The 23,533-nt window shown below is 66.7% G+C and carries 20 protein-coding genes and 1 pseudogene; 15 read left to right on the forward strand and 6 right to left on the reverse strand.

The annotated features are described in order from the left end of the window. The first annotated feature begins 196 nt into the window (after nt 1-196). Nucleotides 197-1,342 carry an RNA-guided endonuclease TnpB family protein gene (locus A5780_RS05575; protein ID WP_064903336.1) on the forward strand — a complete coding sequence of 382 codons (1,146 nt, stop codon included), beginning with the start codon at nt 197-199 and terminating at the stop codon, nt 1,340-1,342. An 86-nt stretch (nt 1,343-1,428) separates the two neighbouring features. On the opposite strand, the gene A5780_RS05580 is transcribed toward A5780_RS05575, so the two are convergent. After that, nucleotides 1,429-3,567, reverse strand: a complete 2,139-nt coding sequence (locus A5780_RS05580) for an acetate--CoA ligase family protein (protein WP_064907901.1) — start codon at nt 3,565-3,567, stop codon at nt 1,429-1,431. Nucleotides 3,568-3,880: 313 nt separating this feature from the next. Between A5780_RS05580 and A5780_RS05585 the strand changes: the two genes are divergently transcribed. The 7 genes from A5780_RS05585 (at nt 3,881) to A5780_RS05615 (ending at nt 10,716) form a co-directional block, all read left to right on the forward strand. Next, nucleotides 3,881-4,777 carry an alpha/beta hydrolase fold domain-containing protein gene (locus A5780_RS05585; RefSeq protein ID WP_064907902.1) on the forward strand — a complete coding sequence of 299 codons (897 nt, stop codon included), beginning with the start codon at nt 3,881-3,883 and terminating at the stop codon, nt 4,775-4,777. An 88-nt stretch (nt 4,778-4,865) separates the two neighbouring features. After that, nucleotides 4,866-5,354: a flavin reductase family protein gene (locus A5780_RS05590; protein ID WP_064907903.1), complete on the forward strand. Its 489-nt coding sequence runs from the start codon at nt 4,866-4,868 to the stop codon at nt 5,352-5,354. 32 nt (nt 5,355-5,386) lie between these two features. Continuing rightward, nucleotides 5,387-6,307 (forward strand): alpha/beta hydrolase, encoded by a 921-nt coding sequence (locus A5780_RS05595; RefSeq protein WP_064903344.1) that lies wholly within the window; start codon nt 5,387-5,389, stop codon nt 6,305-6,307. After that, nucleotides 6,304-7,101 carry an enoyl-CoA hydratase-related protein gene (locus tag A5780_RS05600; protein ID WP_064907904.1) on the forward strand — a complete coding sequence of 266 codons (798 nt, stop codon included), beginning with the start codon at nt 6,304-6,306 and terminating at the stop codon, nt 7,099-7,101. Before A5780_RS05595 ends, A5780_RS05600 begins: the two co-directional genes overlap by 4 nt. Then, nucleotides 7,088-7,726: a 3,4-dihydroxy-2-butanone-4-phosphate synthase gene (locus tag A5780_RS05605; RefSeq protein ID WP_082976295.1), complete on the forward strand. Its 639-nt coding sequence runs from the start codon at nt 7,088-7,090 to the stop codon at nt 7,724-7,726. Before A5780_RS05600 ends, A5780_RS05605 begins: the two co-directional genes overlap by 14 nt. A gap of 64 nt (nt 7,727-7,790) precedes the next feature. Then, nucleotides 7,791-9,488, forward strand: a complete 1,698-nt coding sequence (locus A5780_RS05610) for a 4Fe-4S binding protein (protein WP_082976296.1) — start codon at nt 7,791-7,793, stop codon at nt 9,486-9,488. A gap of 190 nt (nt 9,489-9,678) precedes the next feature. Next, nucleotides 9,679-10,716, forward strand: coding sequence for a porin PorA family protein (locus A5780_RS05615; RefSeq protein ID WP_155525830.1), 1,038 nt, complete (start codon nt 9,679-9,681; stop codon nt 10,714-10,716). Between the two features lie 538 nt (nt 10,717-11,254). On the opposite strand, the gene A5780_RS42695 is transcribed toward A5780_RS05615, so the two are convergent. Both A5780_RS42695 and A5780_RS40645 read right to left on the reverse strand, forming a co-directional pair. Further along, nucleotides 11,255-11,878, reverse strand: coding sequence for a histone-like nucleoid-structuring protein Lsr2 (locus A5780_RS42695; RefSeq protein ID WP_197521666.1), 624 nt, complete (start codon nt 11,876-11,878; stop codon nt 11,255-11,257). 134 nt (nt 11,879-12,012) lie between these two features. After that, nucleotides 12,013-12,354 carry a nuclear transport factor 2 family protein gene (locus tag A5780_RS40645; RefSeq protein WP_197521667.1) on the reverse strand — a complete coding sequence of 114 codons (342 nt, stop codon included), beginning with the start codon at nt 12,352-12,354 and terminating at the stop codon, nt 12,013-12,015. Nucleotides 12,355-12,587: 233 nt separating this feature from the next. Between A5780_RS40645 and A5780_RS05630 the strand changes: the two genes are divergently transcribed. From A5780_RS05630 to A5780_RS41715, 4 genes and pseudogenes are all read left to right on the forward strand, one after another. Further along, the gene (locus A5780_RS05630) at nt 12,588-13,370 is read left to right on the forward strand and encodes a hypothetical protein (protein WP_064902529.1); all 783 of its coding nucleotides are present in this window, start codon (nt 12,588-12,590) and stop codon (nt 13,368-13,370) included. A 210-nt stretch (nt 13,371-13,580) separates the two neighbouring features. Further along, nucleotides 13,581-14,555 carry a LacI family DNA-binding transcriptional regulator gene (locus A5780_RS05635; protein WP_082940426.1) on the forward strand — a complete coding sequence of 325 codons (975 nt, stop codon included), beginning with the start codon at nt 13,581-13,583 and terminating at the stop codon, nt 14,553-14,555. A gap of 331 nt (nt 14,556-14,886) precedes the next feature. Beyond that, on the forward strand, nt 14,887-16,386 hold the full coding sequence (locus A5780_RS05640) for an FAD-binding protein (RefSeq protein ID WP_064907908.1): 1,500 nt from the start codon (nt 14,887-14,889) through the stop codon (nt 16,384-16,386). 79 nt (nt 16,387-16,465) lie between these two features. Then, nucleotides 16,466-16,613 (forward strand): annotated as a pseudogene (locus A5780_RS41715) (alpha/beta fold hydrolase); the annotation flags it as partial. Here the strand turns inward: A5780_RS41715 and A5780_RS05645 are convergent. Beyond that, nucleotides 16,593-17,282, reverse strand: a complete 690-nt coding sequence (locus A5780_RS05645; protein WP_064907909.1) for a Dabb family protein — start codon at nt 17,280-17,282, stop codon at nt 16,593-16,595. The pseudogene A5780_RS41715 and the gene A5780_RS05645 overlap by 21 nt on opposite strands. Beyond that, on the reverse strand, nt 17,275-17,622 hold the full coding sequence (locus tag A5780_RS05650) for a hypothetical protein (RefSeq protein ID WP_063013236.1): 348 nt from the start codon (nt 17,620-17,622) through the stop codon (nt 17,275-17,277). The genes A5780_RS05645 and A5780_RS05650 overlap by 8 nt, the downstream gene beginning before the upstream one ends. A 104-nt stretch (nt 17,623-17,726) precedes the next feature. On the opposite strand from A5780_RS05650, the gene A5780_RS05655 reads away from it, so the two are divergent. Continuing rightward, on the forward strand, nt 17,727-18,443 hold the full coding sequence (locus tag A5780_RS05655) for a PadR family transcriptional regulator (RefSeq protein WP_063013234.1): 717 nt from the start codon (nt 17,727-17,729) through the stop codon (nt 18,441-18,443). Here the strand turns inward: A5780_RS05655 and A5780_RS05660 are convergent. Then, nucleotides 18,408-19,184 (reverse strand): IclR family transcriptional regulator, encoded by a 777-nt coding sequence (locus tag A5780_RS05660; protein ID WP_064902536.1) that lies wholly within the window; start codon nt 19,182-19,184, stop codon nt 18,408-18,410. The two genes, A5780_RS05655 and A5780_RS05660, sit on opposite strands and share 36 nt — an antisense overlap. A 294-nt stretch (nt 19,185-19,478) precedes the next feature. On the opposite strand from A5780_RS05660, the gene A5780_RS05665 reads away from it, so the two are divergent. After that, entirely contained in the window at nt 19,479-20,723 is a 1,245-nt protein-coding gene (locus tag A5780_RS05665; protein ID WP_064907910.1) for an ABC transporter substrate-binding protein, read from the forward strand. 38 nt (nt 20,724-20,761) lie between these two features. Then, entirely contained in the window at nt 20,762-23,533 is a 2,772-nt protein-coding gene (locus tag A5780_RS05670; RefSeq protein ID WP_064907911.1) for an ATP-binding cassette domain-containing protein, read from the forward strand.

Below are 23,533 nucleotides of genomic sequence, written 5' to 3' on the forward strand. Positions count from 1 at the left end.
CGCGCCCGACTGGAAGTCGGGCGCGCCGTTTCGTCTGTCCGCTGCGCTACCGAAATGTGGGCTAGTGCTCCGCCCTTCAGGGCGGGGCGAAGGCCCACGCGGGAGGGCCGCCAAGGCCCGAGCATGCCCTGGATGGGGAGCGTGAATCATGTTGTCCCCGAACATGGTTGAGGTGCTGAAATGGTAGCGTCAGGGTGTGCAGCTTCGGTACAACTTCCGCATCTACCCGACGCCCGGCCAGCAGATAGCGCTGGCTCGGGCGTTCGGTTCGGCGCGGGTGGTGTACAACGATGCCCTCGCTGCGCGGCGGGAAGCGTTCGAGGCGGGGCAGCGGATCAGCGACGCGGAACTGTCGAAGCGGTTGACCGCTGCGAAGGCGACCCCGCAGCGGGCGTGGCTGGGGGAAGTGTCCTCGGTGGTGCTGCAACAGGCGCTGGCCGATCTGAACGTCGCCTACCGGAATTTCCTGTCCTCGGTGACGGGGAAGCGGAAAGGTGCACGGGTCGGTCCGCCTAGGTTCCGGTCGCGTCGGGACAGCAGGCAGGCGATCCGGTTCACGAGGAATTCCCGGTTCGCGGTCACCCTGGGCGGGAAGTTGCGGTTGCCGAAGATCGGGGATGTTCCGGTCCGCTGGTCTCGGGTACTGCCGTCGGCGCCGTCGTCGGTGTCGGTCATCAAGGACGCGGCGGGCAGATACTTCGCCTCGTTCGTCGTGCACACCGACGACCAGCCGTTGCCGCCGGTGGAGTCCGAGGTGGGTATCGACCTGGGGTTGGCGACGTTCGCGGTTTTGTCGAACGGGCAGCGGATCGAGTCCCCGAAGTTTCTGCGGCAGGCCGAACGTCGGTTGAAGAAGGCGCAACAGGCCCTGTCGCGTAAGGAGAAGGGGTCGAAGAACCGGGCCAAGGCCCGGGTCGAGGTGGCGAAGGCTCATGCCAGGGTCGCGGATGCGCGGCGGGACTGGGCGCACAAGCAGTCCACGAAGATCATCCGCGAGAACCAAGCGATATTCGTGGAGGACTTGTGCGTGAAAGGTCTCGCCCGCACGCGTATGGCGAAATCGGTTCACGATGCGGGTTGGTCGATGTTCGTGACCATGCTCGAGGAGAAGGCCGCCCGGTATGGACGGGCCTTCTCGAAGGTGGACCGGTGGTTGCCGTCCACCCGCATGTGCTCGAACTGCGGGGTGATCGGAGAGGCGAAGGCCCTGCATGTCCGCGAATGGACGTGCGGGTGCGGGACCACCCACGACCGCGATCTGAACGCGGCGATCAACATCCTCGCGGCCGGACGGGCCGAGAGGCTAAACGCCTGCGGAGGGGCTGTAAGTCCAGCCGCTTAGCGGAGGGCACGCCCCGGTGAAACAGGAGCCCACCGGAGAACCGCAGGGTTCAGGAGGAATCCCGGTCGTTCACGGCCGGGAGGACGTCAATCGGCGCCCTCGCGCACGATGAACAGCGCGTCGACAGCGAGCAATCCATCGGCGGTGACCAGCAGCGGATTGACGTCCAGCGACTCGAGCCAGCTGTGGCAGGCCGCGGCCAGGCGGCCGAATCCGACCAGCAGCTCGGCGAGCCGGTCCAGATGCCACGGCTGCGATCCCCGGTAGCCGTGCATGATCCGCAGCTCGCGGAACTCCTCGATGAGCGCTTCGGCGTCGATGCGGGTCAACGGCGCCGGGCGGCCGCCGACTCGTTCGAGGACCTCGACGAGGACGCCGCCGATGCCAAGCACCACCATCGGCCCGAGTTCACTGCGGCCTTCCACGCCCACGAGCAGCTCACCGCGCGCGGCGGCCATCGGTTGCACGGCGACGACCTCGCCGACACCGTGGCGTGCCGCGATCGCGCGCATGTCGGCCACTGCCCGATCGAGATCCACCCGCGTGACGTTCAGTGCCACCGCGCCGAGCTCGGTGCGGTGCGGGACGTCGGCGAGCTTCACCGCGTACGGGCCCTCGAACCCCGGTGCGGCCTGCTCGCCCGCACCGACGACGCAGTGCGGCGCGGTGGGAATGCCGAACTCCGCCAACAGATCCATGGCCTGGGTGAACGGCAGGAAGCGGCGGCCGTCCGCGGTGACGGAGAACGGCCCGGGCGGGCAGGCGAGCGCCGCCACGGGCTCGGCCTGCGGGCGGGCGGTGGCGCGGTCGCGGACGAACGCGCCCATCGTCTGCAGTCCGCGCAGGGTACCGCGCAGTCCGTAGCCGAGCGCGACACTGCCGTCCGAGCCGATCACTTCCCGGGCGAACGAGCCGACCGGGCCCGCGCCCGCGGCGATCGCGACCGGCTTGCCGAAACGGCGTGCGGCGGTGGCGACATCGTCGATGAGGCGGCGATAGACGGGGGAGTCGTCGCCCTCACCCCACATGTTGACGAACACGACCGCGTCGAGGTCGGGTGATCCGACATAGCGCTCGACGATGTCGGTCCAGAATGTCGCGCCGAATCCGGTGGTGTCCAGGGGGTTCGGAACGGTGATGCCCGGGATCGTCGAGGCGACCCAGCCGGCGAGGGAGTCCAGCGGCGGCAGGGTGAGCCCTTCGGCCTCGGCGATGTCGAAGGCCAGCGAGGCGAAGCCGCCGGTGCCGGCGACGACGCCCAGTCGCTCGACGGAGTTCCATTTCGCGGGGTCGAGCTGGTCGACGATCGAGAGCCGGTCGATCATTTCCTCGATGTCGTGGGCGAGCTGGATTCCGGCATGCCGGAATGCGACGTCGTAGGCCCAGGAGTTCCCGGCCAGCGCGCCGGTGTGCGAGGCCGCCATCTGCTGGGTCCGGCTGTTGCGGGCGAGCTTGACCGCGACGATCGGCTTGCCCGCCTCCCGACAGCGCCGCGCCGCCCGGAAGAACGCCTCGGGCCTGCGGATTCCTTCGACGATCAGACCGATGGCAGTGGTCTGCGGGTCGTCGGCCAGGAAGTCGAGGTAGTCGGCGATGTCGGTGACGGCTTCGTTGCCCGCCGAGATCAGGCGCGAGATGCCCACCCCGGTCCGCCTGCCCGCGGTGATGGCGACGCCGCCGATCATCGCGCCGCTGTGCGAGACGATGGACACCCCGCCCGCCGGCGGGTGGTAGTTCGCCGAGGCGGTCAGATTGAGGCTGCGGGGAACGCTGATGTAGCCCAGGCTGTTCGGTCCCACAACGGCCATGCCGCCGCGCCGTGCAGCGGCGACCAGCCGGCGTTGCAGCTCGTCGCCGTCCGCGCCGACTTCGGAGAAGCCGGCGGCATAGATGATCAGCCCACCGCAGTCCAGCGACGCGCATTCCTCGGCCAGTGCCACGGTCCGTTCGGCCGACATCACCGAGAGCACGGCGTCGATCGGGCCGGGCACCTCGGAGATCGAGGAGTGGGTCGTTGTGCCGAAGACGGTGGGCGCGCTCGGGTGGACGAAGTGCACCTGTGCGCCACTGTCGAGCGTCGGCCGGATGAAGGGCGCGACCGGGGACTTGTCACTCAGGCCGACGATCGCGATGGTCGACGGGTTCAGTACGCGGTCGAGGGGGGATCTCGGGTGCGGGGCGGGTTCCTGCGTGCGCGCCGAATCGTCGTCCGCTAGGAGGGTCATGACGTGGTCCTTCTGATCGAGTGTCGGGTGTCCGGTCGAGCACCCTGCGATGTCTGTGGCCGGGGGGAGAAGTGACGAGCCGGGCAGATGCTGCCTGCGGTGCGCTCGCGCCGCCCGCGCTGTTCCGCCGGGCGCCGAGCCGCTGCTCGATTGCGTCGAAATCTATCATCGTGAACAGCGGTTATGGTCGCTTTCTGCCGAGAAGTCGAAAAGTTCCTGGGAAACGGGTTCAAAAGTTAATAGTAACTATGTAAGCTCGCTCACATGCTCGGCGAAGAGGTGCGCCGGGATTCGAAGTCAATCCGGAGGATTCATGGCCAGGACCGAGGCACTCGCACGCGCCGAGAAGATGTATCTCGAAGGTTTTCCCGACCCGGCGACGGCGACGATCGAGGATCTGCGCGACGCCTACGACCGACTGCTGCTGCAGTTCCCCCTCCCCGAGGGCATCGAGCCGGTGGGAGGTGAAGCAGGTGGCGTCCCTGTCCTGTCGGTCACCGCGAAGGGCGCCGCGCGCGACAAGGTGCTCGTGTGGTTCCACGGCGGCGGCTACTCGATGGGCAGTGCACGCGGTTTCCAGAACCTCGCGCACACGCTCTCGCGTGCTGCCGGCGTGACCGTCGTCGTGCCCGACTACCGGCTCTCGCCCGAGCACGTGTTCCCCGCCGCGCTCGACGACGGCGCCGCCGTGCTGTCGGCACTGGTGGCGGAGTACGGCGCGGGCAATACCGCGGCCGGCGGCGACTCCGCGGGCGGCGGCCTGGCGTTGGCCGCCCTGACCGTCCTGCGCGACAAGGGCGAAGCCCTGCCCGGCGCGGCGGTCTTCATCTCCCCGCTGCTCGACCTCACCGCCAGCGGTGCGAGCGTGGACGAGTTCGACGGTAAGGACATCGCCGTCTCGCGCGGCTCGATCCTCAATATCAGCGGGGCGTACCTGCAGGGGCGCGACCCGAAGGATCCGCTCGTGTCGCCGCTGTTCGCCGAGCTGGGCGGCCTGCCGCCCGCGCTGTTCATGGTCGGCTCCGGCGAAGTGCTGCTCGACGACTCCCGCCGTGCGGCGGCCTCGATCACCGCTGCCGGCGGGTCGGCCTCGGTCTCGCTCTACGACGACATGTGTCACGTGTGGCCGCTGTTCGCCGCGATCCTGCCCGAGGGTGTCCAGGCCGCCGAGGAAGCGGGCGCCTTCATCCGCAAGAACCTCGGACTCTGAATCCCGGTACCTGATCCACTCGCGGGCGTCGCCTCCCTCGGGGCGCGACGCCCGCGGTCAGACTTCCACGCACGAAAGGACGCCCGAGATGTCCGCCCCGCAGACGACCGACCTCACCGCGCAATTCCGAGACGCGATGGCCACGGTGTGCACGCCGGTCGCGGTCGTGACCGCCATGGACGGCGAGCGCCCGCACGGCACGACCGTCAGCGCCTTCGCCTCCCTGTCGATGACGCCGCCCTCCCTGCTGGTATCGCTGGACCAGGGCTCGGAGCTGTTGAGCCTGATCCTGGAAACAGGGATCTTCGGCGTCAATGTCCTCGGCAGCGTGCAGTCCGCGCTGGCAGCGCAATTCGCCCGCAAGGGCAAGGACAAGTTCCTCGATGTCGCCTGGCAGGTCGATCGCGGTGTGCCCCGCATCGCGGGCGTGCCGCACTGGGTGGCCGCCGAGGTCATGGACACCATCACGGTCGCCGATCACACGATCGTGTTCGGCCGTGCGATCGCCGTGGAGAGCCTGACCGTGCCGCCACTGACCTATCACGGCCGAGTGTTCGGCACCCACGCCGCACTGTAGGCGCGGATCGTTTCGACCAAGGACGGCATGCAATGACACACGTGGACAACCCCGCGACCGAGCTCGACCGTGCGGAAGCCCTGAACCGAGCGCGCACGTCGTTCGCCTCGGTGTTCGGCGACGGCAGACTCTCGCTGGCGCAGTTGCGCGGCAACCTCGACGCGATGATGCTCGAACCCGCACTGGCCGAGGATGTTTCGGTGGTCGAGTCGACCATCGAGGGCGTCCCGGTGCTGCGGGTCTCGGCCGGGACCGGCATCGGCGACGACGTGCTGGTGTGGTTGCACGGCGGGGGATACGTCATGGGCAGCGCCCACGGGTACCGGCACGCCGCCGCGGCGCTGTCGCGCGCCATGAGCGCGGTGGTGATCGTGCCCGACTATCGGCTCGCCCCCGAGTTCCCGTTTCCCGCCGCACTGGACGACGCCACCCGGATTCTGGGCGCGGTCATCGCCGAGTTCGGCGCCGAGCACACCGTTATCGGCGGTGACTCCGCCGGCGGCGGATTGACCGTAGCCACACTGATTGCGTCACGTGACAGCGGTAGTCCCTTGCCCGCGGCTGCGGCTGTGGTCTCGCCGCTCGCGGACTTCACCGTGTCCGGAGCCACTGTCGTCACCAATCGCGCCACCGACCCCGTGATCACCGAACGCGACCTCGGACTGCTGGCGGCCACCTATCTCCAGGGCCACGACCGCTCGGATCCTCTCGCCTCTCCGGTTTTCGGCGATCTGGCCGGGCTCCCCCCGATGCTGTTGCTGGCCAGCGACAGCGAGATCCTTCTCGACGACGCCGTGCGCATCCACGAGGCGATGCAGCGGACCGGCGGATCGAGCACCCTCTCGGTCCACCCCGACACCTGCCACGCCTGGACGCTGTTCACCGACTTCCTGCCGCAGGCGCGGGAAGGCGTGGCCGAGATCGCCGGCTTCTCGCGGAAGGTTTTGCCATGAGCGTGCGCGTCACCGACGACGCCACGGTGCGGTACATCCTGATCGATCGTCCCGGCCGCATGAACGCGGTCGACAAGGACACCCTGCACCGACTCGCCGACGCGATCGAAAGCGCGGGCGCGGACCCCGACGTGCGGACGATCGTGCTGTCGGGGACAGGTCGAGCCTTTTGCGCCGGTGGCGACCTCGATGTCGAGGACCCGCTGTCGGTCGAGAACACCGCGAGCACATCCGACGCCGCGACCCGCTGCATTTCGGCGATCGTCGCTGTGCCCCGTCCGGTCGTCGCCGCGGTGCGCGGCCCGGCCGTGGGGGTGGGCGTATCACTCGCGCTGGCAGCGGATTTCACCGTCGTCCGTTCGGACGCCTTCTTCTCCATGCCGTTCACCTCGATCGGCTTGATGCCCGACGGCGGCGCCACAGCACTGGTCGCGGCCTCTGTCGGACGCGCGGTCGCGATGCGGATGTCGCTGCTCGGCGAGCGCCTGAGCGCGACCGACGCCGCACGTATGGGCTTGGTGGCGGCGGTGCACGAACCCGATGTCTTCGAAGCGGAACTGGCGAAGCTCACCGCGCGACTGAGCAGGATCTCGGTCGAATCGCTCGCCGTGACCAAACGCGCGGTCAACGACTCGAGCCTGACCGAACTCGGCGACGCCTTCGCACGCGAGCGCACCGGCCAGATCCGGCTGACGACGACGGACAGCTTCCGCGACGCCATCGCGGCATTCACCGCACAACGCACCCGGCCGGAGACCGGAGAAAGAACTGGGAGTGACCATGTCGGTAGCTGAGATCAAGCCCATGTCCCCGATCGATGCGCGGCAGACCGATCGCGCTCGCGTCGAGCAGGCCGCGGCCGATCTCGCCGCGGGCAGGTCGATCGTGCTGTTCGACCCCACCTGCGGGGAGGCGAATCTGGTCGCCGCCGCCGAATTCGTCACCACCGAGTCGGTGTCGTTCATGGTCCACTACACCTCGGGCTTCGTGAAAGTTGCTGTCCCGGAGGAGGACTGCGTCCGGCTGTTGCTTCCGCCGATGTGGCAGTTCGGTGGTTTCGACGCGAGCTCCGTTCCCGCCGTGACGGTGGACGCCGTGGAAGGCACCGGCACCGGCATCTCCGCGGCCGACCGCGCGCGGACGATCAGGACCATCGCCGACCCGCGGACCATCCCGACGGCCCTGTCCAGGCCGGGACACGTCGCCCCGATCATCGCCCGGCGCGGCGGTAGCGGCGTGGCCGAATCGGTTGTGCATCTGATGCGCGTCGCCGGCCTGCGCCCGATGGCAGCCCTGTGCGAGCTGGTCTCCTCGACGGATCCGACCAGGATGGCCGACGAGCAGGAAAGCATCGACTTCGCGCGCGATCACGCGCTGACCTTCGTCTCGGTATTCGATGCGGTGACCTTCACGCATTGATTCCCGGATCCCGAACCGCCGACCGCCGGATGCGGCCGCGCGGCACTCGTCCGAGGAGTTTGCCTTGTCTTTCGTTGTGACCCAACCATGCTGTAACGACGCCGCCTGCGTGCAGGTGTGCCCCGTGAACTGCATCCGCCCCACCCCGGACGACCCCGACTTCCGCTCCACCGAGATGCTCTACATCGACCCGCGGACCTGCATCGACTGTGGCGCCTGCATGGAGGCATGCCCTGTCGATGCCATCCACCCCGAGGACGAACTGCCCGACGATCAGCTGCGCTATCGCGAGATCAACGCGGACTACTTCCGCCGCAATCCGCTCGACGCGGGAACGCCACCGGCTCCCCAGCCTCCGGTGAAGGTGCCCAAGCCCGATTCGCCCCTGCGGGTCGCCGTGGTCGGCTCCGGACCCGCCGGTGTCTACGCCGCGGCCGAGCTGATGGCCCGGATGCCCAGCGGCGGAATCGATATCGAGATGTTCGATCGGCTGCCCACGCCGTGGGGGCTGGTGCGCGCCGGGGTCGCCCCCGATCATCTCGGCACGAAGGCCATCACCGAGGCGTTCCGCCGGATCGCCGCCAAACCCGGATTCCGGTTCCACCTGAATGTCGAGATCGGCCGCGATCTCACTCACGACGACCTGCTCGCGCACCACCACGCCGTGATCTACGCCGTCGGTGCGCTCGAGGATCGCAAACTCGAGATCCCCGGCGCGGACCTGCCCGGCAGCGTGGCCGCCACCGAGTTCGTCGCCTGGTATAACGGCCACCCCGACTACGCGAACCGCGCCTTCGACCTGACCGGTGAGCGCGCGGTGATCGTCGGCAACGGCAACGTCGCCCTCGACGTCGCCCGGCTGCTCGTCTCCGACCCGGACGCTCTCGTCCGCAGCGACATGGCCGAGCACGCACTGGAAGCGCTGCGGCAGAGCAATATTCGCGAGGTCGTCGTCCTCGGGCGTCGCGGCGTGGCGCAGGCCGCCTACACGACTCCCGAACTGCTGGCGCTCGGTCGCATTCCGGGAGTCGATGTGGTCGTCGACCCCCGTGAACTCGATCTCGGTGGCGTCGCGGGCGAGGACCCGTCCTTCTCGACCGATCTGAAGACACGGGTCGCCGTCGAATACTCCGACAGCACAACGACTCCGGGCAACAAGCGTATCGTCCTGCGGTACCTCGCTTCACCGGTCCGGCTGCTCGGCGCCCATCATGTCGAAGGCGTCGAAATCGTCCGCAACGAACTGGTCCGCACCGAGCGCGGCACGCTCGAGGCCCGCCCCACCGGCACGACCGAGATCCTCGACGCCGGCCTGGTCCTGCGCTCGATCGGCTACCGCGGCACAGCGGTGCCGGGTGTGCCCTTCGACGCGGACGCGGGCCGGATTCCCAACATCGACGGCCGGGTCCTCGATCCCGACACCGGCGCGGCGCTAGCCGGTGTCTACACGACCGGCTGGGTCAAACGCGGCCCCTCCGGTGTGATCGGCACCAACAAACTGTGCGCCCAGAACACCGTCGCCGCACTGATCGACGACCTGCTCGCGGATCGCCTGCCGCAGCCGAAGTCCGGCCGCGACCGGGATGCACTGTCCGCGTTGGTCGTCGAGCGCCGCCCGGAGGTCGTGGACGGGAAGGGCTGGCTGGCCATCGACGCCGCCGAGCGCAAGGGTGGCCGCGACCGCGGCCGTCCCCGCGTGAAGATCACCGACACCGCGGAGATGGTCGAGATTGCCGGAGCCGCGATGCACCCGGTGGGATAGGACCCGGTCGAGCAGTGCCGATGTTTCTCGGCACTTGCCCGTCCGTTCGTCGCGACGCAATCGGCGCCGCGATCTCTCAGGCCCGATGCCCGGGCCTGAACGGCGATTTTCGCCGTAGCGCGGTGGCCCCGTCGTGGGTCCCGCGCGACTCGAAGCTGTCTGCTCGTCATCCAAAGCAAAGGAGCTTGTGATGTCTGTTCGTAAGTCGTCGGTGGTCTGGACGGTATCGGGGGCTGTGCTGATAGTCGGCGCGGTGATCATCAGGTTCGCGGTGCTGCCCGCCATGACGAAACTGCCGGACGATCTCAGTCAGTCGCAGCGGTACGACGGCACGATGCAGGCTCTGAACTCGCAGGCCTTCGCGGCAGGTGACTTCGCCGCCCTGCTGACTCCGAAGATGCCGATCACCGCCGACCGCAGCCTCACCGTCGACGCGGTCGACGGCGACACCGCCGTCGTGACCAGCAACTCCGTGGTCACCCTCCCGGATTCCTCGACCCGGGACGACGTGCACACCTATGCGGTCGACCGCGTCGACTACTCACCGGTCGAACTCACCGACGCACAGAAGGACTCACTGGTCCCGGCCGACAGGCGGACCACCTTCGAGGCGCACAGCGGTCTCACCTTCAGCTGGCCGATGGACCCGGCCGCAACCGACACCATGCTCTACGATCCGGTGACCCGCACCGCCCAGCGGGCGACCTTCGTCGACGAAAGCGAAGTGCAGGGCCGGAAGGTCTACAACTACCGCGTCGACGCCGCGGGCCCGATCGGCAACCCGGCGCTGCTCGCCGGCTTCCATGGCTTCCCGGCGCAACTGCCCAAGGCCATGATCGAGGGACTACTGCGGGCCGGCGTCGTCCCGGAGAAGTCACGCGAGGCCCTCACAGCCGCACTGCCTTTGCTGCCCGACCCGGTCGCCATCGGATTCGGCAGCACCAACGAGATCGCTGCCGCCGTCGACGCGGAGTTCGGCGCGCCGCTGAAGGTCGAGCAGACCCAGGGCATGTATGTCACCGTCTCCGCCGACGGCCGCGACATCCCGGCCCTGCCGCTGTCGATCGTGAGCATTCACACCGCCGAGAACGAGGTGGTCGCCAGCGCGAACACCTTCTCGAAGAACTCGACGATGCTGTCGATCCTCGGCGTGTGGCTGCCGGTGGCCATGGTGGTGATCGGCATCGCGCTTCTGTCGCTCGGCATCGTCCGGCGCCGGGCCGCCTGAGCTGGACGACGAAGCCGGTTCCGTCTTGGCGGCACCGCCACCTGTCCTGGCCTGTAGGTTCTCATCGTGTCTCATTGAGTCGCGGGAGAATGCGAGATAGCCCAGATACCCCTACGTGGTATTTGGGCGCTCCGGAGAGGCGTCGCTTCGTGACGTGAGGTGCTGTAGAACCCATCGAACAGCGGAATTGGCGGCATCGGACCTTCCCGTTTCGATACCCGCGCCCGCTGCGTCGCGCCCGCATCTGCACTCGAGATGGTCGGTTCCGCGTGCCTCTGTGTGGGATTCGGTAACTGAATACTTTGCTCTGGCCCAATATTCGCGTCGCCGCAGGTCGGCATCAAGGCGGCATCGGAGAAAAGTAGTCGGCGTGTCGTTTCGCGACACGCCGACTACTCTCGCGGACTAGCAACCAGTTGGCACCATGACTCCGAGGGAGTCGCGGAGGCTGGTGTATCGGCATCGCGGAGTCCCTCGCGTCCGCCTCGTCAGCTTCCGGGTTGCCGCGTCACGGATGTTTTACCACGTACGCCGAGTATCAACTCGCCTTGCTGTATGCCTCTACTATGTCGGCTTGGATTCGCCCGCGGCTCGAGACGTTGTAGCCATTGTTCTTCGCCCATTCGCGGATCGCGCCGGTCTGTTGCCTGTCGCTCATGGTGCGTGTAGCACTCCTGGCCTTCGAGCGGGGAACCCGGCCGATCTTGCGAGCGCCGTTGGTCCACTGCTCGAACGTGTTTGGAGCTTGTCGGCGTTCTTGCTGGACTCGTCTCTCAGGCCGGATCGTCACCGCGGGACCTGCTCGCAATTCAAATGCGTTCAAAGATCTCCAGTACGTGTCCTTCCGGATCTTCGACGAAGGCGACCTTGATCCGATATTCGTCATCAGTCGAGGGGGTTCGGTCACTGTGCCGCCGGCGTCGGCAACTCGCTGCACCACAGCATCGATTCCGCTCACCTCGAAGCCGATGATTGCGGAACCCGGTGCCGGTGCCGGCCGGTTCTTGTAGTGCAGCAGGACCAGTGATCGATCGGTGCCGTCGGCGGAGGTCATGATGATCTCGGCGAGAGGATCGGCGCGATCGTCGAAGTCGCAGCGAGTCTTTTCCGTGCGACCGAAAACTGTCGAATAGAAGGAGAATTGGGCTTCGAGATCATTCACCAAGATCTTCGTGAACGAAAACGACTGCTGCGGTGCGGGGGAACGCTGGGCACCCGGAACCTCTTCCGGGCTTCCCAGTTCGAAATGTATATCGAAGACGCGTTCGGTGATTCGCCATCCTGCTGCCGTTCGGGTCAGCGTGTCTCGGTAGACCCCGCACATTCGTACGTCTTGTCGGGGTGTGGGCCTGCTCCCATGTGGAAGACCCTGGCCTTGCAGGTTGTGGATGCGGTATCTCCGTCGATGTCGACGATCATGTTGCCCAACAGATGTTGAGAAGGTCCACAGTGGTCGAGGAACGATCGAATCATCGCGACGGTGGCCACCCGCCCTTCGATCGCCCGCGCGTCGGGACTGCCGTATCGAATGACGACGTCGGGGGCGAACACTTCGTCGAGGCGGCGCCAATCTCGGTCGTCGAGTGCGTAAGCGTATCGATTCACTACATCGGCAATAGCGTCGGATTCAGCTTTCATCGGCCCACGATCCGGTCGGAAGGCATGAGAAGTGCATGGCGGCATCGTAGGGAGGCCGGCCCGGCGGTCTTCGTGTCTTCTCCCGGTGAGCGAAACGAAGAGACGTCGCTTCGGTTCGCCGCGCCGGCGGCACGGCTTTCCCGATGGATGGAATGACTCGACGATCTGCGGGCGCCGAGCTCCTAGCGTTGCGTGGTCGCGAGTGACCGAAATCGACATCTCGGAGGTGGCAAGTGTTTTCGGAGCGGGCGTTCTTCTCGTTCATCGAACTGACCGATCCCGACAGGCATCGGGAATACAACGAATGGCATCAGCTGGATCACCGGCCGGAGAATTTGCTGCTACCAGGGGTCGCGTGGGGCGATCGCTGGGCCCGCCGCCGAGACCGCGGCGCAGAGCTCGGGACTGCCGCGGGGGAGCTGGCCGGTACCGACTATATGGCCATGTATTGGTTCCGGCCGCCGTACGAGCAGAGTATCGCCGAATGGACCAAGCTGGGTGAAGACTCCTTCCAGTGGGGGCGGGGCCCGATTCTGCCGGGGATCCGGCGGTCCCTGCTGGCGTTCTTCACTCCGGTGAAAGGCTATGTGGCACCACGGGTTCTGGTGTCGGCCGACGCGCTGCCGTTCCGGCCGAACCGCGGGCTGCACGTCACCCTCACATATCTGGCCGACCCGCACGGTGTGCCCGCGCACGAGCAGTTTCGCTGGCAGGATCGGGTGCGGATCCCCGATCTGCTGGGGTGTCCCGGGGTGGCGGGCGCGTGGTCGTTCGCCCTGCATTCGGTGCAGACGCATCCGACACTGCCGCTCGGGGAGGCACGGCGAGAGTATTCCAGCGGTGCGTTGCGGATTCGCCTGTTGTATCTGGACGGCGATCCCGAGACGGTGTCGAGCGAACTTGCCGAGCATGAGCGGGAATGGGACGCGGCGGGCCGTGGTGCCCCCTGTCCTGAGGCCGAGGAGGTGCTGTTCGCCGCGCCGGTGCATTCGATCGTTCCTTGGCAGGACTGGTAGCGGCGATGCGGAGCGCCGAGTTGTCGTCCAGACAGTCCAGAGGATTGGCCGAGGCGATTCCGGTACGACTCCTCACGCACGCGTCCGGTGCGGCGGCAGGGCGTTTCCGAACCGCGGACAGATCCGGTCCGCGCTCCTCGCACGTGCTAGCGTATGATCGCGCGACCCGGTGAATACCCGTTCGCCGAACCGGTCCGGGAGGTGATGCGGATGCCGTCTGCGAAGCAGCGTGTGACCGCGACCGATGTTGCCCGTTCACTCGGACTGTCGCGCGCGACTGTCGGGTTCGTCCTCAACAACACTCCCGGGCAGACGATTCCGGAGAAAACCAGGCAGCGGGTGCTGGCCGAAGCCGAGCGGCTCGGATACCGGCCCAACCGAGCGGCGCAGACATTGCGCCGTGGCAGTAGTCGCCTGGTGCTGTTGGTGCTGCCCGACTGGCCGGTCGAAGACAGTATGGCGGAGTATGTCGACGAAATGGCTTGTGCGCTGGATCGAGCCGGCTATTCGCTGATCACCTACACCCGCCGGGCGGCGGATCGCTCCCGGCCGCTCTGGGAGTCGGTCACCCCCGACGTGGTGATCGGTCTGGCCGATTTCGATGCGGAAGAACAGGATTCGTTGCGGGCCAGCGGGGTCCGCCGAGTTGTCATCGGAACGGTAGGGCGCTCGGAGGCGGCTGTCGCGGGGGTGGGGTTGCAGGTGGAGCACCTCTATTCCCTGGGGCATCGGCGGCTGGCCTATGCCACCGGCCGTGAGGAGAGACTCGCAGATCTCGTCGCCGCGCGAGTGGCAGCCGCGCAGGGGGCAGCCGAGCGGTTGGGGCTCGAACCGCTCGACGTTCGTGAAGTCGGCACGGGAGAGGCCTCGGCCGTGACGAGTGTCCTGGCCTGGCGTGACAGCGGTGTCACCGGCGTCGTGGCCTACAACGACACCGTGGCGGCGATCGTTGTCGGTGCTGCGATGCGGGCTGGTATCGGTGTCCCGGCACCCTTGGCGGTGATCGGTCACGACGACACCCGACTGGCGGCTGTGTTCGTACCTTCGCTATCGAGTGTGCGGATGGACGCGGCAGGGGTGGCTCGATATACCGCCGACCTCGCATTGCACGCCGCGGGTGAACTCGCCGCGGCGCCGGAGCCGGCGTTGCCGACCATGACGATGATCCGTCGCGAGTCCAGTTAGTTACCGCTAATCGCGTTGTGCTGCAGTGTAATCGGCGCAAATCCACATAAAACGTCCCGAACCCGGAGCGTAGCCGGGGTGGACGCGGCCGGCCGCGGCGTCCGTTCGGCGCTTCCGGTCGTGAGTTGTCCGGTTGGTGCCGTGCCGCAAGCGCATTTCCCGTAGCCATTGTGCTCGTTGCTACCGACGCTGTAGCCCAGGGACACTAACACGAGATAGTTCAGGCATGCTTCGTGAAGATTGTGTTTTACGGGCACACTTCCCCGGCCGTATTCCGCTCGGCGGGAAATGCGATGCGCCGCGGGTACGGGCTCAGCCACTCTTACCGGATATGCGAACAGAAATTCCTGCAGTCGTTCCCGCGGCCGACGTCGAGGACTGGACCGGGCAAGCGGATGTGATCGTCGTCGGATTGGGCATCGCGGGGGGATGCGCGGCGGCGGAGGCCGCGGCACACGGCGCCAATGTACTGGTATTCGAGCGGGCTGCGGCCGGCGGTGGTACATCGTCGATGGCCGGCGGCCATTTCTATCTCGGCGGCGGCACCGCGGTGCAGACCGCCACCGGACACACCGACTCCGCGGTGGAAATGGAGAAATACCTCACGGCCGTTTCGCGGGAACCCGATGTGCGCAAGATCCACGATTACTGCGTCGACAGTGTGGCGCATTTCGAGTGGCTGGAAGGTCTGGGCTTTCGCTTCGAGCGGAGCTTCTATCCGGAGAAGGCCGTCATTCAGCCGGGGACCCAAGGCTTGATGTACACCGGCAACGAAAAGGTATGGCCCTTCTGCGAACTGGCTGTCCCCGCGCCGCGCGGCCACAAAGTGCCCGTGGCCGGTGACACGGGTGGAGCGGCGCTCGTGACCGGTCTACTGGTGCAGCGGCTCGAGCAACTCGGTGTCGAGATCCGGTACGAAACCGGAGCACAGCAGCTGATCTGCGATGAGAGTGGAGCCGTGGTCGGAGTGCGCTGGAAACGGTTCGCGGAATCCGGGGCCGTGAAGGCGCGTGCGGTGGTCCTCGCCGCCGGGGGTTTCGTCATGAATCCCGATCTGGTGCGGCAATACGTGCCGCAGCTCGCGGAGAAACCGTATCCGCTCGGCTCGTCGTTCGACGACGGCCTCGGTATCCGGATGGGTATGTCGGTTGGGGCTGCCACCGCGCATATGGACCAGTGTTTCGTGACGGCGCCGGTGTACCCGCCTGCCCGGCACCTCACCGGAATCATCGTCAACGCGCAGGGGGAGCGGTTCGTCGCCGAAGACTCCTATCACGCCCGCACCGCCGGATTCGTCTTGGAACAGCCGGATGCGAAGGCATTCCTCATCCTGGACGAATCGCACTTGGCGAAGCGGGATTTCGAACTGGTGCCGTTCATCGACGGGTGGGAGACGGTCGGCGAGATGGAGACCGCGCTCGGCATTCCGCCGGGCAATCTGCAGCGGACGCTGGATGCCTACAACGCGCACGCCGCCGAGCGCTCCGACCCGGAATTCGGCAAGCGACCCGAGTATCTGGAGGCGCAGGACCGCGGTCCCTGGGCGGCATTCAACCTGTCGCTCGGCGTGGCGTCCTATGCCGGATTCACCCTCGGCGGACTACGGACGACCGTCGACGGACAGGTCGAGCGCCCGGACGGGACCACCGTTGCGGGTCTGTACGCAGCCGGCGCCTGTGCCTCCACGCTGGCTCAAGACGGCAAGGGGTACGCCAGCGGTACACAGCTGGGTGCGGGGTCGTATTTCGGCCGCCGGGCCGGTCGGCATGCAGCGTTCTCGGCCGGCGGAGAAGCGGATTCGTCTCACTCGCGGAGCCCGATGACCAGTTGAGGCCGGCCTCCCCGACGGTGCCGGAGGGGATCGGGCCGTGCCGGGGAGTGCGCCGCTCACCGGGAAAGCGGGTTAAAGCCGTGCGAGCCCGGTGGACATGGCCTTGCTTCCGATACGCATGCTGCCCCAACGGAAAGATCCACATCTTCCCCAACTGCGGGCACTGGGTGATGATCGAGCAGCAGGAAGCGTGGGAAGCGGCGGTTCTAGCGTTCCTCCGCCGCTGACAGTGCCGCCGGCGTCGTGTCGGTGATGACCGGCGCCGACATCGCACAGAAACTGTGACACACACGGTCTTTGACGAGCTGCTCGGGGCACTCCGGATCGAACCACCGGTCCACATGTCCCCAGTGCACCGGATGATTCATATAGGGCCCGAGCAGCGTGTCGAGATCGGCGAACTCCTGCTCCCAGACATGGGTCCAGGCCGACGTTCCGGAAGCGTGAGCGACGCGACTGAGCTGCCACGCCCGGATTCCCGGCAGATGTACGGGCATCTGCAGCATCGCGTGTTCGAACCGCCCGAGTTCCGCGGGCGAAGCGGAATCGTCCACGCGTAACAGCAACGTCCGATAGACCGAGGCCGGGCTCGACGAGTTGCGGCGTCCCGCCCGGTCCTGCCCGGGCGATCCACCGCGATATTCGGCGGCATCGACGTGGTGAACGGAGCTGCCGGAGGTCGCCGCGTCGATCGGTGCCCGCCAGCGCGACCATTCCGATTCCGACTCGAATTGCAGGTGGACGAGAAGGTCCCCGCCGTTGCGTGCTCCGGGCAGTGTGGGCGCGACGAGGGTGTACCGAGCGGGAATCGCATCGGCCGCGGCGGTGATGGTGCGTAGTACCGCCGCCCTGTCCGCGGTGTCGTCCAGATGGAGTAGTCGGGTCACCTTATACATGGCACAGCCCTTCTACGGCCTCGGCCGCGGCGGCCATGGACCGGGACCGTTCGACGATCATGGGGGAGACCGACTGCCACCATTGGGCGTACACCGGATCGTGGCGTCCCTTCACTGCCGCGGCCCACCACTGCTGCGGGCCCTCGACGGTCCAGGTCGCGGTGACGACATTGCTCTCCGCATCGATCCAGGCCGGCGGGCTGACCAGGACGCGGTCCAAGGTCAGACCGCGTTCCCGCGCGCCGGGGGCGTATTCGCTCAAATACGCGTCGATGAAAGCGCGCGCGTGGCCGGGTTTGAGCACTATCCGGTCGATGATGTAGATGGTGCTGTCGCTCATGGTGTTCAACGTAAGTGGTGCGCCGCCGAGTGGGTGATCTCGTTCCCGTCAGCCGGGAGCGGCCGGGGGCAATGGGTCCGGAATGCCTTGTAAGCTCGGCGATTATGGGTGCTGACGTCGATTCTTTCCCCAACTTGCCCGCCACCAGCTGGGCAGTATTGGGGATGTTGTCATTCGGTGAGGAATTGACCGGCAACGAATTGAAGAAATGGGCCGACTGGAGTATCGGATTCTTCTATTGGAGTCCGTCGGTAAGCCAGATCTACGGCGAACTGAAGAAGCTCGAGGACCTGTCGCTGGTGCAGTCCCGACTGGTCGCGGACGAGGGCGTGCGCAACCGGCGGCTGTATCGCATCACCGAGGACGGGCTGCGCGCGCTGCGTAACTGGTCGCGCGATGCCGACGTGGACATGCCGGTGCTCAAACATGGTGTGATGCTTCGCCTTTGGATGGGTCATCTGCACGATCCGGAGCAGTTGAAGCGCATCGTCAGGACCCATATCGACAACCTTCGCGAGCGCGCGCGGCGAGCGGGACGGCACGCCGACCGGTCGGATCCGGAGCCGGGATGGTCGTTCACGCAGATGAGTTTGCGATGGTCGCAGCGCTATTTCGAAGCCGAGATCGAGCTGGCCGAGCAGCTGCTCGCGGATATCGATGCCGCGGCCGAGCATTATCGCTCCTCGGTCGTCACCGACGAATTCGGACTTCCGGTGCCGCGTCATCCCGGAAGTTGGCGTGCTGTGGGCGCTGACGATCCGGACGCGGAGACCGGAACCGACCAGTCAGCCTTCGGCGAGAACGGAGGGCGCGGTCGGTAGCGATCGCAAGATGTTCCTGCGCTGCAACGTCGGAGTCACGAACCGGCCGGCGTTGAGGCTGCGCACGATGGCGGCGGCCGTGAGCTGCACCGGCGTGGTCATGCGGCTGTCGAACGACATCTTGTTGAGCGGACCGCAGATGGACACTGCGGTCCTGGCCTCACCCACCTCCCCGATCGGAGCGGCGATACAGCCGAACCCGGTCGGTGCGCCGTTTCGTTCGACGGCATAACCCAGCTGCCGGACCACCTCGCCGCCCGGTTCGGCGTGGTTGTCGTATGCCAGCAAAGCCTTGCCCAATGCCGTGCGGGCGGCGGGCAGGCGGCCGCCGATGCGCGTCGGAACCTGCGCGGCCAGCCGGCCGCCGATCTTGTCCAGGTACACCACATCGGCGCCGTCGAGCACCGCGAGATGCACCACCATGCCGGTGGCGCGGTACAGGTGATGCAGGTGTTCGCGCGCCGCGGCGTGCACCCGATCTTGGTGGACGGCCAGCGAGCCGAGCTCGACGAGCCTGATCCCCAGGCTGTAGCTGCGGCCCTGGCGCTGCAACCAGCGCAGGCGGACGAGCCGATCGAGCATCCGGTGCGCCGACGAGCGAGGCAGTCCGGTCCGGGACACGATCTCGGTCAGACCGAGACTTTCGTGTCCGTCGAAGGCGTCGAGGACGAGAGTCAACCGGTCGAGGATATTGCTGGGGGTGTTCGCCTCGGCCGCGTGAATCTCCTGCGTAACGGTCATGCTGTGCTCCTCGTTGACCACGGCGACGATCTGACGTGCCTATTTCGATTAGAAAATAGTGGCACATCGACGCCGATCTGTGAAGCGGGTCACGGAGTTTGCTGCCGTCGTGGCAGGTGTGCCGAAATTTCTGCGAACCGTTGTCCCGGTGAACGGGAACCGCCGTCCGCGACCGGGTGTCCGATCCGCACATAATCGCCGCTGACATCGATATGTGATGCACATCATGCGAGGAGCCCGGTGTGCCGACGAACACTCGGCGTGGCTCCTCCTCGCAGAAGGAGATCTCGGATCATGAAACTTGGCGGACTTGCTCGCCACCGGCGAACACTTGCCGGATTCAGCGCATTGGCCCTGATAGGGGCTTTGGGCGCGAGTGCATGTAGCAGCGACGACACCTCGAACAACAGCGCGATCGCCGGTGCCTCGACCACATCGCTGCCGGACAACCCGGCCTCCGGTACACCGGTGAAGATCGGGTTCGTCTCCACCGAGGGCGGCGCGGTCGTCTCGATTCCGGAAATGCGTCAGGGGGCCGAGGCCGCGGTCCAGTATGTGAACAAGAACGCCGGTGGGTTGGCCGGGCATCCGATCGACCTGGTCGTGTGCAAGCAACAGGAGGAACCGACCTCGGCGACCAAGTGCGCCAACGAGTTGGTCGAACAGAAGGTGGCGGCCGTCCTGTCGCCGGGAACCTCGCAGGGTCCGGCCATCGTGCCGATCGTCGCGGGGGCGGGGATCCCCTACGTCACCCTCAACGGTGTGTCGCAGGTGGAGCTGGCCTCGCCGGAATCATCGTCGCCGTCGGCCGGGTTGCCCGGCACGATCACCGCGATGGCGCAAGCGGCCAAGAAACAGAACATGAAGACGTTCACCATCTTCGCCAGTGACGGCGGCGGTATCGGCGCCATGATCAACGCGATGGGCGCTCCGATCTTCCAGGGGGCCGGCGTCGACCTGAAGGTGGTGCCGATCGCCCTCGGCGTGCCGGACCCGACTCCGCTGGTCACCTCCGGACTGTCCGCCAAGCCGGACGGTGTCAGCGTCATCGCCGATGCCGGAACCTGCACCTCGGTGTACAAGGCGATCCAGACCGCCGATCCGAACGTGCAGAAGGTCTACATCCCGACGTGCCTCGATCCCTCGGTCACCAACATCATCGGGATGGACACGGTCAAGGGCAGCATCGGCATCACCGCCACCGACTACCTGTCCGATCGCCCGGATTCGGTGCTCTACCGCTCCGTGCTGCAGCAGTACGCGAAGGATCTGAACGTCACCGGCGCCGCGTCCTCCGGCTACCAGCTCGTCATGGCCCTCGTCGGGGCCACGAAGAATCTGCAGGGCCAGGCCGATGCGGCGGGCATCAAGCAGGCGTTGAAGACGGCCCAGAACGTCCAGATGCCGGCCGGCGGCGGGATCACGTTCACCTGCAACGGCACCGCCGTGCCGCAGATGCCGTCGATCTGCTCGCATCAGATGCTGATCGGCAAGATCAACGACAAAGGTGTCCCGGTGGACCTCGAAGTGACCGGATAGGTCAAGGGTAACAACGGGATTCGGCCAGAGAGATCGCCATGACAGACCATCTTTCCTACCTCGTGCTCGGCCTCGGAAACGGGGCTGTGTACGCGGCCATCGGACTCGCGCTCGTAATGACGTTCAAGAGTTCCGGTGTGGTGAACTTCGCGACCGGCACGGTCGCGCTGTACACCGCGTACACCTACGCCTTGCTCCGCAAGGGGGAGTTGCTGGTTCCGATACCGGGACTGCCCAAGTCCGTCCATCTCGGTGGGCCCCTGGGTGTCATCCCGGCCATGGCGATCTCTCTGGTCTTCGCCGCCGTCCTCGGCGTCCTCTGCTACGCGCTGGTGTTCCGGCCCATGCGGACCGCGTCGGTGGTCGCGAAGGCGGTGGCATCTATCGGGTTGATGATCGTGATCCAGGCGCTGATCGCGCAGCGGGTCGGCACCGGACTCGTTGCCGTCCAGCCGATTTTCGCCCTGGACACCTTCCGGATCGGGGACCGAACCGTGCCCACCGACCGGATCTGGCTCGCGGCCTCGATCATCGGCATCGCGATCGTCGCGACGGTCGTGTTCCGCTTCACCCGCTTCGGTGTCGCGACCGAGGCGGCCGCCGAATCGGAGAAGGGCGCCTACCTGACCGGATTGTCCCCGGACCGGATCGCGTTCAGCAACTGGGCGCTGTCCTCGGTGGTCGCGGGCCTCGGCGGCATCCTGATCGCGCCGCTGGTGGCGTTGAATCCTGTTGCCTATTCGATGTTCATCGTGCCGGCGCTGGCAGCCACCCTGGTGGGCAATTTCAGTTCGATCTGGCTGACCGTTGCCGCGGGCATCGTGATCGGTGCCCTGCAGGCCGAAGCCACCAATCTGCAGGGGCTCTACAGTTGGATGCCGAAATCCGGTACCGCCGAGGCGATCTCGCTGCTGTTGATCCTGGGATTCCTGGTCGTGAAGGGACGTCCGCTGCCCGATCGTGGCAGTGTGGTGCGCAAGGCACTCGGACGCGCCCCGCGACCCGATCACATAGCGATCCCCGCAATGCTGTCGCTGGTGGTCGCCGTGGTGGCGCTGACCGCGACGTCCGGCAGCTACCGGGCCGCCGTCGTCAGCAGCATCATCTTCGGCGTGCTCGCCCTGTCGCAGGTCGTGGTCACCGGATATGCCGGTCAGATCTCGCTGGCTCAGCTCACCCTCGCGGGTGTTTCGGCCTATGCGTTGAGCGTGCTGAACCAGCACCTGGGGATCCCGTTTCCGTTCGCGCCGATCCTGTCCGCCCTGTTCGCGACCCTCGTCGGCGTGGTGGTCGGCCTGCCGGCGCTCCGAGTGCGTGGCCTGCCGCTCACCGTGGTCACGCTGGCGCTCGCAGTCTTCGTCGAAGCGTTCTGGTTCCGCAATTCCGACCTCAACGGCGGTGTCGCCGGTGCGCCGATCGACAATCCCCGGCTGTTCGGCATCGACCTCGGAATCGGTGCGGGACATGCCTATCCGCGCATCGCGTTCGGTGTGTTGTGCCTGGCGGTACTGACGATGGCCGGACTCGGTGTCGCCTGGTTGCGCCGCAGCAGCCTCGGTACCGACATGCTCGCCGTGCGCGCCAACGAACGTTCGGCGGCGGCCGCGGGCATCGATGTGTCGCGCACCAAACTGATCACCTTCGCGATCGGCGCTTTCATCGCCGGGTTGTCGGGTGCTCTGCTCGGCTATCAACAGACTCTTGCCACGCCGGAGCCGTTCGCGGTGTTCGCCGGCATCGGGCTGTTCGCCATCATGTACGTCGCCGGCGTCACCTCGATCACGGGCGCGATCCTGGCCGGTCTCATGGCTCCGGGCGGTGTGGTCTACCTGCTGGTCGACCGCTTCCTGCACATCGGTGACTACTACGCCGTACTGAGTGGAATTCTGCTCATCATCACGGTGATGACCAATCCCGACGGCATCGCCAGTCGCCTGCCGCGGGTTCGATGGCCTGCGCCGCGCCGCGGCGATCGCACCTCGTCCGGCGGGGTGGAGGTGACCGATGCCGTGACGCCGCGCGACACCGACATTCCGCTGCTGTCGGTCGACGGCGTCAGTGTGTCCTACGGTGCGGTGGCCGCGGTATCGAATGTCACCTTCGAGGTGTTCCCGGGTGAGATCGTCGGCCTGATCGGGCCCAACGGCGCCGGCAAGACCACGCTGATCGATGCCGTCACCGGATTTGCCTCGGCGAGTGGTGCTATCACCCTGGACGGCACCGCCATCGCCGGTGCACCGCCTCATGCCCGCGCACGATCGGGACTGGGCCGCAGCTTCCAGGATGTGGAACTCTACGACGATCTCACCGTCGCGGAGAACGTCCGGGTCGGCGCCGCCCGATCACAGTCGAAACTTCCGGTTGCCCAGTTGGTTTCGCGCACACTGGCCGTCCTCGGACTCGGGGACATGGCCGATGCCGCGGCGGCCTCGCTGTCGCAGGGACAACGGCAACTGGTCTCGGTGGCCCGCGTGCTGGCCGCGGCCCCCGCGGTGGCGCTGCTCGATGAACCCGCCGCGGGACTGGACAACAACGAAAGCCGTTGGCTCGGTGAGAAGTTGCGTTCCGTGCGCGACAGCGGGACCGCGATTCTGCTGGTGGATCACGATATGGAGCTGGTACTCACCATCTGCGATCGGGTGATCGTGCTCGACCTGGGCACGGTGATCGCCAGTGGGCCACCGGAATCGATCCGGACGAATACCGAGGTGCTGCGCGCCTACCTCGGCGTCTCGTCCGACACCGTCGAAGTGGCTTCCGAAGCAGTGCCCGAATTGCAGTCCGGCGCTCTGACCACGCAGGAGGCATAG

The sequence above is a fragment of the Nocardia sp. 852002-20019_SCH5090214 genome (assembly GCF_001665865.1).
Taxonomy (GTDB): domain Bacteria; phylum Actinomycetota; class Actinomycetes; order Mycobacteriales; family Mycobacteriaceae; genus Nocardia; species Nocardia nova.